This window comes from Syntrophotalea acetylenivorans, assembly GCF_001887775.1.
GTDB classification, from domain to species: domain Bacteria; phylum Desulfobacterota; class Desulfuromonadia; order Desulfuromonadales; family Syntrophotaleaceae; genus Syntrophotalea_A; species Syntrophotalea_A acetylenivorans.
This window is the reverse complement of sequence record NZ_CP015519.1, coordinates 2,437,481-2,452,289: the sequence shown is the minus strand read 5'-3', so window position 1 is coordinate 2,452,289 and position 14,809 is coordinate 2,437,481. Positions and strand designations below refer to the sequence as shown.

General features: G+C 56.6%; 14 protein-coding genes. 6 read left to right on the top strand and 8 right to left on the bottom strand.

What is annotated here, in order from left to right; all coding sequences use genetic code 11:
• Positions 1-23: 23 nt before the first annotated feature.
• The 6 genes from A7E78_RS11285 to murI all read right to left on the bottom strand — a co-directional run bounded on the left by A7E78_RS11285 (position 24) and on the right by murI (position 6,529).
• The gene (locus A7E78_RS11285) at positions 24-962 is read right to left on the bottom strand and encodes a transketolase family protein (protein ID WP_072284387.1); all 939 of its coding nucleotides are present in this window, start codon (positions 960-962) and stop codon (positions 24-26) included.
• A 70-nt stretch (positions 963-1,032) separates the two neighbouring features.
• On the bottom strand, positions 1,033-1,860 hold the full coding sequence (locus A7E78_RS11280; protein ID WP_072284386.1) for a transketolase: 828 nt from the start codon (positions 1,858-1,860) through the stop codon (positions 1,033-1,035).
• Between the two features lie 92 nt (positions 1,861-1,952).
• A complete protein-coding gene (locus A7E78_RS11275; protein WP_072284385.1) occupies positions 1,953-2,384 on the bottom strand; it encodes a hypothetical protein in 432 nt (143 codons plus the stop codon).
• Between the two features lie 48 nt (positions 2,385-2,432).
• Positions 2,433-4,832, bottom strand: a complete 2,400-nt coding sequence (locus tag A7E78_RS11270) for a homocysteine S-methyltransferase family protein (RefSeq protein WP_072284384.1) — start codon at positions 4,830-4,832, stop codon at positions 2,433-2,435.
• Positions 4,829-5,476 (bottom strand): GerMN domain-containing protein, encoded by a 648-nt coding sequence (locus tag A7E78_RS11265; protein WP_072284383.1) that lies wholly within the window; start codon positions 5,474-5,476, stop codon positions 4,829-4,831. Before A7E78_RS11265 ends, A7E78_RS11270 begins: the two co-directional genes overlap by 4 nt.
• A gap of 222 nt (positions 5,477-5,698) precedes the next feature.
• Positions 5,699-6,529, bottom strand: a complete 831-nt coding sequence (gene murI / locus A7E78_RS11260) for a glutamate racemase (RefSeq protein WP_072284382.1) — start codon at positions 6,527-6,529, stop codon at positions 5,699-5,701.
• A gap of 172 nt (positions 6,530-6,701) precedes the next feature.
• On the opposite strand from murI, the gene A7E78_RS11255 reads away from it, so the two are divergent.
• The 6 genes from A7E78_RS11255 (at position 6,702) to A7E78_RS11230 (ending at position 11,212) form a co-directional block, all read left to right on the top strand.
• Positions 6,702-7,034, top strand: coding sequence for a hypothetical protein (locus tag A7E78_RS11255; protein ID WP_072284381.1), 333 nt, complete (start codon positions 6,702-6,704; stop codon positions 7,032-7,034).
• Between the two features lie 158 nt (positions 7,035-7,192).
• Positions 7,193-8,194 (top strand): 2-hydroxyacyl-CoA dehydratase family protein, encoded by a 1,002-nt coding sequence (locus A7E78_RS11250; RefSeq protein ID WP_072285134.1) that lies wholly within the window; start codon positions 7,193-7,195, stop codon positions 8,192-8,194.
• Positions 8,191-8,970, top strand: a complete 780-nt coding sequence (locus A7E78_RS11245; RefSeq protein ID WP_072284380.1) for an acyl-CoA dehydratase activase — start codon at positions 8,191-8,193, stop codon at positions 8,968-8,970. The genes A7E78_RS11250 and A7E78_RS11245 overlap by 4 nt, the downstream gene beginning before the upstream one ends.
• A complete protein-coding gene (locus A7E78_RS11240) occupies positions 8,967-9,254 on the top strand; it encodes a hypothetical protein (RefSeq protein WP_072284379.1) in 288 nt (95 codons plus the stop codon). The genes A7E78_RS11245 and A7E78_RS11240 overlap by 4 nt, the downstream gene beginning before the upstream one ends.
• Before the next feature lie 208 nt (positions 9,255-9,462).
• On the top strand, positions 9,463-10,728 hold the full coding sequence (locus A7E78_RS11235) for an OmpA family protein (RefSeq protein ID WP_235606738.1): 1,266 nt from the start codon (positions 9,463-9,465) through the stop codon (positions 10,726-10,728).
• Between the two features lie 112 nt (positions 10,729-10,840).
• Positions 10,841-11,212 (top strand): Rossmann-like domain-containing protein, encoded by a 372-nt coding sequence (locus A7E78_RS11230; RefSeq protein WP_083553045.1) that lies wholly within the window; start codon positions 10,841-10,843, stop codon positions 11,210-11,212.
• Positions 11,213-11,242: 30 nt separating this feature from the next.
• On the opposite strand, the gene A7E78_RS11225 is transcribed toward A7E78_RS11230, so the two are convergent.
• Both A7E78_RS11225 and A7E78_RS11220 read right to left on the bottom strand, forming a co-directional pair.
• On the bottom strand, positions 11,243-13,486 hold the full coding sequence (locus A7E78_RS11225) for an APC family permease (protein WP_072284376.1): 2,244 nt from the start codon (positions 13,484-13,486) through the stop codon (positions 11,243-11,245).
• Positions 13,487-13,817: 331 nt separating this feature from the next.
• The gene (locus tag A7E78_RS11220) at positions 13,818-14,669 is read right to left on the bottom strand and encodes an MYG1 family protein (RefSeq protein ID WP_072284375.1); all 852 of its coding nucleotides are present in this window, start codon (positions 14,667-14,669) and stop codon (positions 13,818-13,820) included.
• Between the last annotated feature and the right edge of the window lie 140 nt (positions 14,670-14,809).

Here is a 14,809-nt window from a genome sequence, read left to right as displayed (position 1 = left end):
AGCTCTATTCGTTTCGCCGCGGTCTACTTGCGGGCCAGGATTCGCTCAGCCGCTTCCACCAAATGAGCCGCAGTAAGTCCGTAATGGGACAAAAGTTCGTCAGCAGTGCCCGACTGACCAAACTCGTCGCGCAAACCAACCCTCTCAACCGGTACCGGGAAGCCTTCGGCCAGCGCTTCGCAGACTGCGCCGCCCAAACCACCGATCACTGAATGTTCCTCAGCGGTAACTACCGCCCCCGTTTCCCGGGCCGCCTTGAGCACCAGGTCGATATCGAGGGGTTTAATGGTGCCGATATGTACTACCCGCGCCGAGATGTTTTCCTCGGCCAGGATCTCCGCAGCCTTCAAGGCCTCGGCGGTCATCAAGCCGGTGCCAATGAAGGTCAGATCGCTACCGTCCCGCAGGGTGACACCCTTGCCGATTGTAAAATCGCAGTCCTGATCAAACACAACCGGCACCTTGCCCCGTCCGAGACGCACATAGACCGGGCCTTCATAGGCAGCGGCGGCACGAATGGCCGCACCTGTTTCCGGACCGTCGGCGGGGCAAAGAACGGTCATTTTCGGCAAGCTGCGCATGATCGCCAGGTCTTCCACCGATTGATGAGAACCGCCATCCTCACCGACGGTGATACCGCCATGGGTAGCTACGATTTTAACGTTCATTCCCGGATAGGCGATGGACTGTCGAATCTGTTCGAAAGCCCGACCGGCTGCGAAGACGGCAAAGGTCGAAGCAAAAGGGATCATCCCTCCGGCAGCTAGTCCCGCAGCCATGCCGGTCATATTGGCTTCGGCGATTCCGGCGTTGAAAAAGCGTTCGGGGAATTCCTTGGAAAACAATTTGGTCTTGGTCGAACCGGACAAATCGGCGTCGAGTACAACTATTTTGTTGTTCTCCCGGCCCAACTCCACCAGCGTCTGGCCGTAAACGTCTCTGGTTGCAATTTTTTCGCTCACTGCTACCCTCTTTTCTTTAAAAAGCTTGCGGACTGGCCGCAAAGGATCTTAGGTCTCACCAGCAATCGGCTCAGCGCAGGGACAAAGCGGCCAGGGCTCGCTCCAATTCATCATCGCTCGGGGCCACACCGTGGTAACTCGCTTTGTGTTCGAAGAAAGACACGCCCTTGCCCTTGACAGTGCGGGCAATGATCGCCGTCGGCCGCTCCGTCTCGGCCTCGGCCTCGTCAAAGGCCCGGTTGATGGCCTGAATGTCGTGGCCGTCCACCTCCAGAACATGCCAGTTGAAAGCCAGGAACTTCGGACCCAGGGGACCGACATTCATCACATCCTCGGTGGCTCCATCGATCTGCAAACCGTTCTGGTCAACAATGGCGCACAGATTTCCGAGCCCATAATGGGCCGCGCTCATGGCCGCTTCCCAGACCTGGCCTTCCTGCACCTCACCATCGCCGAGCAGGGTATAGACCCGGGATGGCCGGGAGCCCAGACGCGCTGCCATGGCCAGCCCCACAGCCTGGGATATGCCCTGACCGAGGGACCCGGTGCAGACATCCACCCCCGGGGTCTTGTTCATATCGGGATGGCCCTGCAGATGGCTACCGAGGCGACGCAGGGTCTTGAGGTCTTCCCGGGGGAAATAATCACAACCGGCCAGACAGGCGTAAAGAGCCGGAGCCGCATGGCCCTTGGACAACACGAAGCGGTCCCGGTCTTCCCAGGCGGGATTGCTCGGATTGTGGCGCATACGCTGATAATAAAGAACGGTCATGACATCGATGGCCGACAAGCTGCCGCCGGTATGCCCCGACTGAGAGGTGTGAAGCATCTTGAGGACTTCCACCCGAAGGTGCCGGGCGGTCTCTTCCAGTTCCCGGATTTGCTGATCTGTCAACATCTGACAAAAACTTCCTTTCCTGGTTTCTGACCTGGATCATAACAACAGGTCATTGCGAATGGCAGCCGAGGAACCGGCAACCCAAAAAACTTTCAAATCTGGTAGCGATTATCGTTGCCAGCCAGATAAACGAATATCAGTTCGTCAAGATCGACGGTCTCTTCTACGACAGGTGTTGTCTCGTTGGCTTCAGAAGCCTCCGTCCCGGTGTCGCTCTTTAGCTCAGGCGATGGGACAGCCTGTTGCGATGCTCCTTTGACCCGTCCGACAATGGTCTCATCGAAGTCTCCGCTACGCAACCGACGCAACATTTCCTTATGCTGCTCCTGCATGCGAGACTCGACCTGTTGGCTGAAGTCTTCTTGATCGAGGATATCGTCGTAGCTCTGCTTCTGCGAAGCGAGCACCGTACCACCATGAAACAGCTGGGTAACGATGCGCGGATTGTTGCACCCGCCGTCCTCTGTCTGCACATGGTATATTTCGCCCTTGTAGCGAAAGTTATGATTAAAACCACCGACCATAGATCACCTCTTCCAATTGAGGATGCGAGGCCAGCGCCCAAGCGCGGCCTACTTTTTCAACAGCAGTTTTATTTTATCCACCGCCTCGAGGGCATCTTTGGCATAGAGGTCGGCGCCGATGTTGTCGGCATACTCCTGAGTCACTACCGCACCGCCGACCATGGTAAAGACCTTTACCCCGGCCTCGCGCAATTTTTCGATAGTCACCTCCATCTGATGGATCGTGGTGGTCATCAAAGCCGACAGACCGACGGCATCAACCTGTAGTTGTTGAGCCTGCTCGACAATGGTCGCCGCCGAGACGTTCTTACCCAGATCGATGACTTCGAAACCATGGTTCTCCAACAGGGTACAGACGATGTTTTTGCCGATATCGTGAATATCCCCTTCCACCGTGGCCATCAGAATCCGGCCCAGGCCTGCTCCCCCTTCATCGGCCAACTCTTGCTTGAGGCGACCGAAGGCACTCTGCATGGTCTCTGCCGAAAGCATAACCTGGGGCAAAAAGACCTGATTGGCACCAAACCGGCGACCGATTTCCTCCAACCCCGGCATCAATCCTTCGTTGCTGATCTGGCTGGCGCTCAGACCTTCGGCCAGGGCTGCTTCAATGAGTTCCAGCACACCATCCTGGTCGCCCTTGATAATGGCCTCCGCCAATCGATCGCGAATGGGCGCCTGCGCGTCCAGCACGGCGGTCGGCGCAGCCACAGCTTGCACATCGCTGTAAGCAGCAATATAGGCTTCGGCCCGCAGATCCTTTCCGAGCAGCACCATGGCCGAGCGATAAGCATCCATCATCGCCGCATCCTTGGGATTGATGATGGCGGCACCAATTCCAGCCTCCAGAGCCATGGCGAAAAAGGTCGCGGATAAAATCGGCCGGCAGGGCAGACCGAAAGAGATATTGCTCACCCCCAGCACCGTAGCCAGGCCGAGCTTTTCCTTAACCAGACGCAGGGTATGAATGGTTTCCATCGCCCGCTTCTGTTCCGCCGAAACGGTCAGGGTCAAGCAATCTATAATGACATCTTCACGGGGCAAGCCGGCCTGCAACGCCGCAGCGAGAATCTCCTCGGCAACCGTCAGCCGCTCGCCGGCGGTTTCCGGAATGCCGTTGCCGTCCAGCGCCAGACCGATCACAGCGGCACCGTACTTTGCGGCCAGAGGAAGGACTGCCTTGAGGCTTTTTTCTTCGGCGTTTACCGAGTTGATCAATACCTTGCCGTCGGCCACCTTAAGAGCACGTTCCAGGGCTACAGGATCAGAAGAATCAAGCACCAGGGGCTGAGCAGCCACCCCCACCGCAGCCAGAACCGCCCGTTCCAGAGCAGCCGGTTCATCGACGCCGGGAGCACCGCAATTAAGATCCAGTAAATGAGCACCTGCGGCCACCTGCTCCTGGGCTTCACGGCGAATATAAGCAGTCTTGCCCTCCAGCAATTCGGCGGCGTAAATCTTGCGGCCGGTGGGATTGATTCGCTCGCCGATAATCGCACAAGGTGCTTCACCACCCACTTCCGTCACCGCCGTGCGGCTCGAAAGAAAACAGCGGCGCGGCGGAGGGGTCCAGGACTGATCCTTGTTAATCAACGCCTCGCTCATGGCCTGAATATGGGCCGGGGTGGTGCCACAGCAACCGCCGATGACCCGTACGCCGATGGCGATCATCCGCTCATGGTAGGCGGTCATCTCGGCTGGAGTGGCACTAAACACCGTTTCCCCATCGATGAGTTGCGGCAATCCGGCATTGGCCTGGGCGATGAGCGGCCGGTTGGTCACTTGTCGCATCTGCTCCAGAAATTCAAAGATGCCGTCCACACCGAGACCGCAATTGGAACCGATCACATCGACCTGCAGAGCATCGAGGGTCACAGCAGCAGCCTGCGGCGAGGTGCCGAGAACTGTACGTCCACCGTCCTCAAAGGTCATCAGAGCCATAATCGGTAAATCAGAGAATTCCCGGCAGGCAATAACCGCAGCCCGCAACTCGGCAATATCGAGAAAGGTTTCCAGGGTGATCAGATCGGCTTTAGCTGCGGCAAAAGCCCTGACCTGCTCGCCAAACACCTCGACCATCTCGTCAAAAGAAGCATCACCGACCGGCTCCAAAAAGCGACCGGTTGGGCCGATGGAGGCCGCGACAAACCCATCCTCGCCCACCGCTTCACGGGCCAATTCCACCGAGCGGGTGTTGATTTCCGCGACCCGGTCCTCCAGGCCGTAATGAGCCAGCTTGATACGACTGCCACCGAAACTGTTGGTAACGACAATATCGGCACCGGCTTCGGCATATTCGCGGTGAATCCCCGTCACCACCTCAGGGGCAACAAGGTTCATCTCCTCGGGACAACCGCCAGGCTTCAGGCCGCGTTCCTGCAGCAGAGTACCCATGGCACCATCCAGCACCAGTACCCGCTCTTGTAGCGCGGTACGAAAATCCCTCATTCTTGTTCCCTCTCTGACAACGGCATGGATTCTTCAACAGCATCCAGCATCTGTTCCACAGGCACAGCCTGTTCCGGTTGACGGGTAAAACGGAAATCGGCACTGATCGGCTTTCGCAGATCAACGTGCCCTTTGAGGCTGGCTACAGCCTCGCCCTCGACCAAAATACGTAACTGGCGAATATGGGGAAAGTTTTCTGCCAGGGTGTTGATCACCCCATAGGCGGTAAAAAGCTCTGACACGCTGCCGCCCGGGTGACTGCTGATCAATTCACGACTGAAATCCACCGTCGCCAACCCATCCAACTCGGTCAGGGATAACAGCCGGGTTTGGGCCGGAAGGATCGGCACCAAATCGCCGATCGGACCGTCAATGAGGGCCTGCAGAGTCGTCTCCAGACAGGCTTGGGCATCATGGCAGCCGGTGATTTCACGGGTTTCAGCCTGCAACACGACTCCATCCGGATCACCAAAATAAAGCACGACATCCCGCAGACCAACCGGCTCTTTCTGATCGGAGAGTGCGGAGGTGTCCACCGGATGGGTTTTTATCCAGTATTTGCGGCCGACCAAACCGCCAAAAACCAGTAGAATCAGAACAAAAGCAAGCAGTAATAAGCGATCCTTGGCAAACGGTAGCTTCATCTTTCGTTCCCTTCTTCAATATTCACGGCGTGACACAATGGCACTGCCCAAAATTCGGTACGTTCGCCAAAAGACATGGACTGGCAGGCAGCAGGACGGACTTTTTGCGACATCATCAATTATGATTTTTTTCACATTTAAGCCAAGGGATGGCTAAGCAAAAATTTCGACCCGTAAAGCGCTGCAACGCAGCCGGGCGGACTTTTTGCGACGCCATCAATTTCAGCACAACGCCGAGTCCTTTGTTTCCCGCTCCGGCTCCAGATCGACCTGGGTCACATCGTGCAGCTCGGCACCCACAAAAGCACCACCGACCCGTTTAAAGCGGGTCGACTCATCGGTCACGAAATAACGGGGCGAAAACACCTCGCTACTGCGCAACGCATTTCGTTCACCGAGCAATCCGGCCACCAGATGGGCGGTTTCTGCCGCCGAATCGATCAACTGCACCTGCGGTCCGAGAATCTGGTGCAGAGTCTTTTTCAACAACGGGTAGTGAGTACAGCCGAGTACCAGCGTATCGATATCTCTTTCGATCAGCGGAGCCAGATATTCCCGGGCGGTCAGATAGGCAACTTCATGATCGGCCCAACCTTCTTCGGCCAGCGGCACGAACAGGGGGCAGGGGGCGGCAAAAACCTCGATATTCGGATCGACCGCGCGAATTGCCCGGCTGTAAGCACCGCTGCGAATCGTGCCTTCGGTGCCGACTACCCCGACCCGGCGGTTTTTCGTGACGGCCGCCGCCTTGCGGGCACCGGGCTCGATCACGCCTACCACCGGCAGGCTGAAACGTTGTTCGAGGGCATCCACCGCCACCGCCGAAGCGGTATTGCAGGCCACCACCAACATCTTAACCCGCTGCTGCACCAGAAACTCCGCCGCTTCCTGAGCATAACGCAGCACCGTGCCTGGGCTTTTGGTTCCATAAGGCACACGGGCCGTATCGCCCAGATAGTAGAGTTGCTCCCCGGGCAAAACTTTCAGCAGCTCCTTGAGTACGGTCAGTCCGCCGACTCCCGAATCGAAGATTCCTATAGCTCGTTCAGGCACGCTGTGATCTTCCTAAATCGCAAGATTAAAATAAAAGAGCATGGTAGGTGAATACGGCCCACAAAGTCAAGGCTGCAAGCCTTTTCAAGCTTTGATTTTTAACGGTTTTTTGCTATAGTCCTAACTCAATTTTTGCGATCAGACTTTTATAGCCGTCCTAAAGGATCTTTTCATGGATTTCTCATTCGTTAAAGAATGGTTGCAATACCTTGAAACCGAGCAAGTAATGAGCTTTCTTGGCGAGCTGAACATTGGCGAGCTGATCTATAACCCATGGTTTTTAGGCGGCCTGGCCTTAATCGCCCTGATTACCATTTATTTACGCCGTTATGCCATTCTCGCCACGATCCTGGCGCTGGTTGGCTTTGCCGGCCTGGTCGACTACACCCTTCAGAGCGGCACAGAGGTCGAGAATATCATGTCCGACACCCTGCTGGTCTTTGTCGGCGGGGGCCTGGTGCTGATTTTCGCGGTCATCTATCTGCTTTTTATTCGCCACGATTGATGGCGCTGTAAAAATTTCGTTTCGGGGTTAGGTTGCTTTTTCAGGACCTCGACATACCGGTGTACGTTTTTACTCCGAAAAGCACCAAGCACTTGAAATACAAAATAATTACTTAGTCATCCAATGACCTCATTCCGAAAGCCTCTCGATTGATCGCCGTGCCTAAAACCTCGCTATCCCCAGTCGGATTTACCACCACCATTCCCCTGGAAATTCTTCTTGCCGCCGGCCGCCAACCGGTGGACCTGAATAACGTCTTCATCACCGATCCGGCTTGCCACGATCTCATCGATGAAGCGGAAATGGCGGGATTCCCCCGCAACATCTGCGGCTGGATCAAAGGACTGTACGGCGCGACCCTGCGTCAAGGCATCCAGGAGATCATTGCCGTCACCGAAGGGGATTGCTCTAACACCAAAGCGTTGATGGAGGTGCTGCAACTGCACGGTGTCACCACCACTCCTTTTGCCTTTCCCTACGATCGCTCGGTGGCTAGCCTGACCCATGAAATCAATAAGCTGGCCGACCATTTCGGTGTCAGTGCCGAGCAGATTGAAGCCGCCCGCCAGCGACTCAACCAGGTGCGCCGCAAGGTCCACGAGATCGATCGTTTGACCTGGCAGGAAAACCTCGTGAGCGGCGAAGAGAATCACTATTTCCAGGTCTGCACTTCGGATATGAACGGCGACGTAGACGCCTTCGAGGCCGAGGTCGACGCCTTCCTCGACCAGGCTCGAAAGCGCCAACCCAAAACCGGCATGCTGCGTCTGGCCTACATGGGCGTACCGCCTATCTTTACCGACCTTTACCAAGTCCTGGAAGAGAGCGGCGGCCAAGTGGTATTCAATGAAACCCAGCGCCAATTTTCCATGCCCTATGCAACGGACTCTCTAATCGAGCAGTACCGGCGCTATACTTATCCCTACGACATCTTCGTCCGTCTAGCCGACATCGAAGAGGAGATTGCCAAGCGTCAGGTCGATGGCATCATTCATTACGTGCAGTCCTTCTGCTTTCGGCAGATCGAGGATCTCATCGTACGACAGCGCTTCAAACTGCCGATTCTCACGCTGGAAGGGGACCGCCCCGGCCCTCTCGACGCCCGCACCCGAATTCGCGTCGAAGGATTTGTCGAAATGATCCGAGCGAGGAAGTCATGACAGGCCTCGGCATTGATCTCGGCAGCCGCCAGGTTAAACTCGCCGCCCTTGAGGGTGCCAGCGTACTTTGGCTGCGGGATTTTCCCACCATCCCCTTCTACAAACAGCATGCCTCCCTGCAAAACGGCCAGTTGCTTCTGCGGTTGGATGAACTCGACCTTCCCGATCAAGGCGACTGGCAGCAGGCACCACTGGTGGTGACCGGCTACGGCCGCAACACCATCGACCTGTTTGGCGCACGGGTGATCCCCGAGATTCAGGCCCATGTGGCCGGCGCCAAAGCGCAGACCGGGCTGAAAACCTTCACCATGCTCGACCTCGGCGGTCAGGACTCCAAGGTGGCAAGGGTTGAAGAAGGCATCCTTATCGACTTCCTGATGAACGACAAGTGTGCCGCTTCCTCCGGGCGCTATCTGGAAAACATGGCAAAAGTCCTCGATCTCTCCCTGGATGAATTGGCCCGCCACCATGCCGATCCGGTATCCCTGGATGCCACCTGCGGTATCTTCGGCGAAAGCGAATTGATCGGCAAGATCATCGAAGGCCATCCCCTGGAAAGCCTCTGTGCCGGCGTCAACCAGACCTTGATCAAACGGGTCATGCCGATGCTGCGCCGGTTTCCCCAGGATTGCATCGTGCTTACCGGCGGCGTGGCCAAAAACCAGGCCTTCCGCACCCTGCTCGCCGAAGCCACCAGCGCAGATTTGGTGCTGCCCGAGCATCCCCAGCACAACGGCGCCATCGGCTGCGCCTCTCTGGCGGGCAACCGACGATGAAAATCGGCAGACGGCGCCTGCTCGATGCCGCCCTGATTCTCGTGGGCATCGGCATCCTCTTCTTTTTGCTGCAAGCGCCCCCGGCCACCACACCCAACCTGCCAGCGAACGAACTCCACCGGCCGTTTTGGAACACCGCCATCTTGCAAGGAAAAAAATCGGCCGAAACTTCCTGCCAAAGCTGCCACAACCCTGACCAGGTCCCCTTCACTGCAGACCACCCTGCGGGACGGCGCTGCCTGTTCTGTCACCGGCTTCCCGAAAACCAACCTGCCGCCCCTTGATTCAGGCTCCAACGCCGACCCGCCTTTTGCAGTGAGCCAAAACCAGGAAACGAACTACAGCAACATCTCCAGGTCCTGATTTATTTCTCTCTTTAATGTCAGTTTACCCCTTGCAAGATACGACCACCGCGGTTATATTTAGAAAATTATTATTGCAGGCAGATTATTCTTGTCCAATCTTTTTCCTATACCAATGTGGAGGTGTTCAATGAAAGTGACTAGATGTTTTATCGCACTAATGATCATAACTGGCTTGCTGATTCCGGCAGTCGCGCTGGCTGAGCTTAAAACCGGCGTCGTGACCGTGTCCCCCATGCTTGGTGGAGTGCTCATGGAAGGCGACCAGCCCGTTGACGATGACGGCGTTGCCTACAGCCTCGGCCTCGGCTACAACCTGAGCAAGGAATTCGGCCTTGAGGCCGTACTGGGGGGCGCCAACCTGGACAGTGACGACTCCTCCGACAGCGATGTCGATCTTTTTACCTATCGTCTCGACGCTCTGTATCGCTTCATGCCCGACAACAAGCTGGTTCCCTATCTGGCGGCCGGCGTCGGTGGTTACGACCTCGACAACGACCATGAGTGGATGGCCAACTACGGCGGCGGCCTGCTCTATTTCTTTGCCGAAAATATAGCCCTGCGCGCCGATGTGCGGCATCTGATGGCCTTTAACGAAAGTAACCTGGAACACAACTTGACCTACACCGCCGGCTTTCTGGTCCAATTTGCCGGAGTAACGGCACCGGCCCCTAAAGCCCCTCTCGACAGCGATGGTGACGGCGTCACCGATGATCTGGACCAGTGCCCGAACACCCCCCAGGGTGCCCCCGTCGATACTAAAGGCTGCCCCCTCGATAGCGATGGCGACGGCGTCTTCGACTACCTCGATCAGTGTCCCGACACCCCCGCAGACGCCCCGGTCGATAACAAAGGCTGCCCCCTTGACAGTGATGGCGACGGCGTCTTCGACTACCTTGACCAATGCCCCGATACCCCCGCAGGCGCCCCGGTCGATAGCAAAGGCTGCTCCCTCGACAGCGATGGCGACGGCGTCTACGATTACCTTGACCAGTGCCCCGGCACTCCGGCAGGTATTCCCGTCGATGCCACCGGTTGCGAACTGAAGCTCACCCTGCGCATCAACTTCGATTTCAACAGCGCCGTGATCAAACCAGAGTTCAATGCCGAAGTCGATAAAGCCGCAGAATTCGTCCGTGCCAACAAAAACGTGCCCTTCATCCTGCTAACCGGCCATACCGACAGCATGGGTAAAGAAGCTTATAACCAGCAGCTGTCCGATCAACGAGCTGCCGCTGTGCGCCAGGCACTGATTGACCAATACGGCTTCGACGGTGATAAGTTGGTCGCCCGCGGCTATGGTGAAACCCAACCCATAGCCGACAACAGCACGGAAGAAGGACGCTATCAAAATCGTCGCGTCGAGCTGGTTTGTTGCGCGGTGCTGCCTGAATAATTCTCAGCGAAACAAGCTGAATCGTTAAAAACTTGAATACCAAAAGACAAGCCGCAGCAAAAGCTGCGGCTTGTCTAATTTTTAACAGAGAGGCCCCCTTCAGCAATGGCCACTGGAGAAACTCATTGGCAAAAAAACCGGCGAGGTGATCGTGTTGGAGAAATCCCAAAACCTGCTACAGGGCAGCTACTCCTTCACTATGACCGACAATCCCGCCCCTCTAAAGCAATGCGACAAGATTCTGATCACCGCCACCACAATGACCAACGATTCGTTAACGGGCCTGATGCCCCAGTGCGTCGACGCCAGTTTCGTAGGCATTATGGGGCCGACGGCGGGTTGCCTTCCCGACTCTCTGTTTGATCTCGGAATTCAAGCCGTTGGCTACTCCCGCATCGAAATTCCCGAACTGTTCCTGCAGCGGTTCAAAAAGGGGCTTAAATGGGGAGAAACCACGCGTAAGGTGTGGGCCCTAACGAGATAAAAAGACGTGACGACCAGGACCGACAAGAATTCAGTCGATGCCGGGCGAAACCAGTTCACCGATAAACAGGCTGCCGTTATGAACGAAAAAGCACGACGGCAATCCTTCCGCCAGCTCGGTGATACGCTCGGCGTAAACGCTTTCCTGGCCCTCCTCGGGCAAAGCCAGACCGAGGATTACCAGGTCGACATCAGCACTTTCCTTGTGGATCATCTCCACAACGCTCATATCGGCCGGTTTGATCATGACCTCGATTTCTGCCGCGATGCGGATTTCCGGAATCAATTTGGAAAGAAAACGCTCTGTCTGCTCTTTGGCCATCGGGTTGGAGGCCACACTTAAAATGCGGATTCGGGCATGGCGCCACTCGGTATTACGGGACAGCAGATAGGCCAGCAACAGCATCAGGTCGCCGTTGCGCTGCAGCCCACCCCACCAAACATCGATGGTACGCCGCTGCCCTTCCCGTAAAGGCACCAGAGGTTCGGCCCGGCCAATGACCAGAGACTGGTTCAGGCGACTTAAGGGACGAATGACTCTTAGAAAATGAGCCAGCCGTTGCAAATCGTCGGGCCAGCCGAGAATGACCGTATTGCTTTCGATACCGGCGATACCGTTGGCCTGGGCGACATCCATGATACCCTGCTCGATATTGTCCACCACGGCAACCTCGCCAAAAGCAACGATCCCTGCCTGCTGTAATGCTTCGTCGATCTGGCCCTCCCGCCGGTGAATATCCAGGTCGAGATTGAGTAAATCACCCACCACCAATTCACAGGCCGTTACGACTCCGCGGTTCTGGCTGAACCAGGCGCCGTAACGCACCAGCGGCAAGCGGCGATCAACATTACTGACGAATACCAGTATATGCGGCCGCCAGTTGCGGGCGGTCATGGGACGGCGCGACAGGCCAATCAAAGCCCAGCGAATAATGGTTTCATACAGATCACGGCGTACGTCGCCCCAATCTTCACGTCGCTCGCGACGCCGTAGCAGCAGCCACAGGACGCAGACCACGGTCATCGCCAACAGGCTGGAGCGCAAATCGATAAGCACCATTACGCCGCCACAAGCCAAGGCTCCCGCCAAACTCAGCCACCAGGGGATCTGCACCTCCGGTCGCCAGGACGGATTGCCGGAAACTTTTTCCAGAGTAGCCACCAGGTTCACCGTTCCATAAACACTGAGAAAGAACATGGTGACAACCTCGGCAACGGTATTGAGATCTCCGAGAAACACAGCCCCCAAAGCGATGGCCAGGGCAACCAACAAACCGGCGACGGGCTCTGATTCCCCTCGACCGGCAGCGAGCTTCCGGGGGGCCAGACGATCCATAGACAGCGCCTGCAGGGTGCGAGGCGCTCCCAGAATCGAACCGACCGCCGAAGAAAAGATCGCCCCCCAAAGTCCCGGCAGCACCAGCCAGGGGCCGAGCAGAGCAATCCGGGTCCAAGCCAGCGAATCGCTACGCAAATCTGCCGGATCCCCCCCCAGACACAACAACACCGGCACCAGCAGGTAAACGGCAAACCCGGTGAGCGTAGCCAGCACGGTGCCTTGCGGGATAGAGCGGCGGGGATTGTCCAGGTCCCCGGATAAACTGAGGCCAGCCATGATACCGGTTACCGCCGGGAAAAAGACCGCGAACACAGTCCAGAAACCGAACTCGCCGGAAGACGTCGAGGACAGGAGACGGCCTGCCTGGCCGTTGAACAGACTGCCGGCAGCCAAGGCCAGCAACGACAGGGCGATCAGTCCCAGGATCGGAACCTGCAGGCGTAACGCCCCCTGGGCACCACGAACAGCCAGAACGCCCACCAGTAAAATAATGATAAAGGCGGCAGGTTGTACCGGAATGCCCGGCCAGACAAAACGTAACGATTCGGCCAGACCGAAGGCATACAGTGTAACCGACAGGGTTTGCGAGAAGAACAGGGGAATGCCGATGGCGCCGCCGATTTCCAGTCCCAGGCTGCGGGAAATGATAAAATAAGCTCCACCGACGCCCACCCGGCTGTTGGTAGCCACCGCCGAAAAGCTTAAAGCCGTAATAAAGGTGATGACATTGGCCAGCAAAACAATAACCAGCGCCTGCCACAGGCCTACATGCCCCACGACCCAGCCGAAGCGCAGGTACATAATGACCCCGAGAATCGTCAGCACCGTCGGGGTAAAGACGCCGACAAAGGTGCCGAGCTTACCGGGTGGCCTGGAGCCGGCCGGCTGGCCGCGCTCGAACAAAGTCGACCAGAGGTCGCGCAAATGGGGGATCATAGGTAGTCCTGATCAGTTAAGGGTCGGCACCTGCAGCACCGCGGCAACGGTCTAAGGTCCCTGGCACAAAGTAAACAAAACAAATTACCAAAAACGGACAGGCCAAGCAACCAAGGACATTCCCTTCTACAATTCTCTAATTATACGGAGAAACAAACCAGCCTGGTTGTCGAGCCATCACCGCGGACTTTCTTCTATCGGCTGGGAACAAAAAATTGGCCGCCCGGATTTCTGAGGGTGCCATCTCACTATTTGCCCGCGAACCGGAAGAGCCCTTCCATCAGGCAGAAGGGCTCTTCCAGCAACTTGTCGTTGTTCATTGTCGAAACAGTCAGACCGCTCGATGCTCATGACCTTCCACGATGCAGCGGCTGGCCAGATCAATCACCTGATCCACCGGCAGCAGGGCGTGGGTGGCCGCCACGTAACCATTGGCATGGACGAAGCGCACCTTTGGATCTTTGGCAATATCCCGAAAATCCACATCCTTGTGATCCTTAAGCCGCATCAACTCCCACCCTTTGCCGCGCACCGACGGCGCGATACAAATCCCGATGCTCGGATCGCCCAGGTAACGCAGATACAGTTCCATCGCCAGCTTGGGGTTGTCATCGATATAGCTGACAATAGCCTTGAGGTGATTCACCTGCACCACTTTCGCTTCCTTTTTCAACCGTGTCAGGCGCTGCTTCTTCTCCCCGATCAACGTCAGCAAGTCCCGTCCCATTTCTTTCATGAACTTATAGATCAGGTCATCCTTGCCCAAGGACTCAACCCGGGAAAAGCGCGACAGGATATAACCATCAATCGGCGAAGCAGAGGCCAGCAGCAAACTGGCATCGACGCCGAAATACTCGGCTGTTTTGTGAGGCCCCTTAACGTCCATCATGCTCATCAACGGATACCAGCCGTACACCAGCTGGGCGTCCTCGTGATAACCGAAATGTTGCATAACCAGATGAAACGCACAGGGCAGAGACGCATCCTGATGGTGATCAAAGTTGCCCAATCGGGGATCGTACTGCATGCCGACATCCACCACATAAGTGGCTGGATCGGCCAGGTCTTCGCTGGTCGGGTCGCGGCGAAACACTTCCGCCTCTTCCAGGTTGGCCAGCAGAACGCTCACTGCCATGAAATCATCGCGGTGGGCACTTCCGGGATGAACGACGATCTTATGCATAGCCTCGACTTTCGCGCAGAAGGGTCAACAGGTTAACGCGGGTACGAACACGGAATCGGTCATTCCCGGGGAACTCGCCAGGCGTTCCGATAAAAACCGACCGTGCCTCATAATTATAGTACCGACTCAGCGCATTGCCA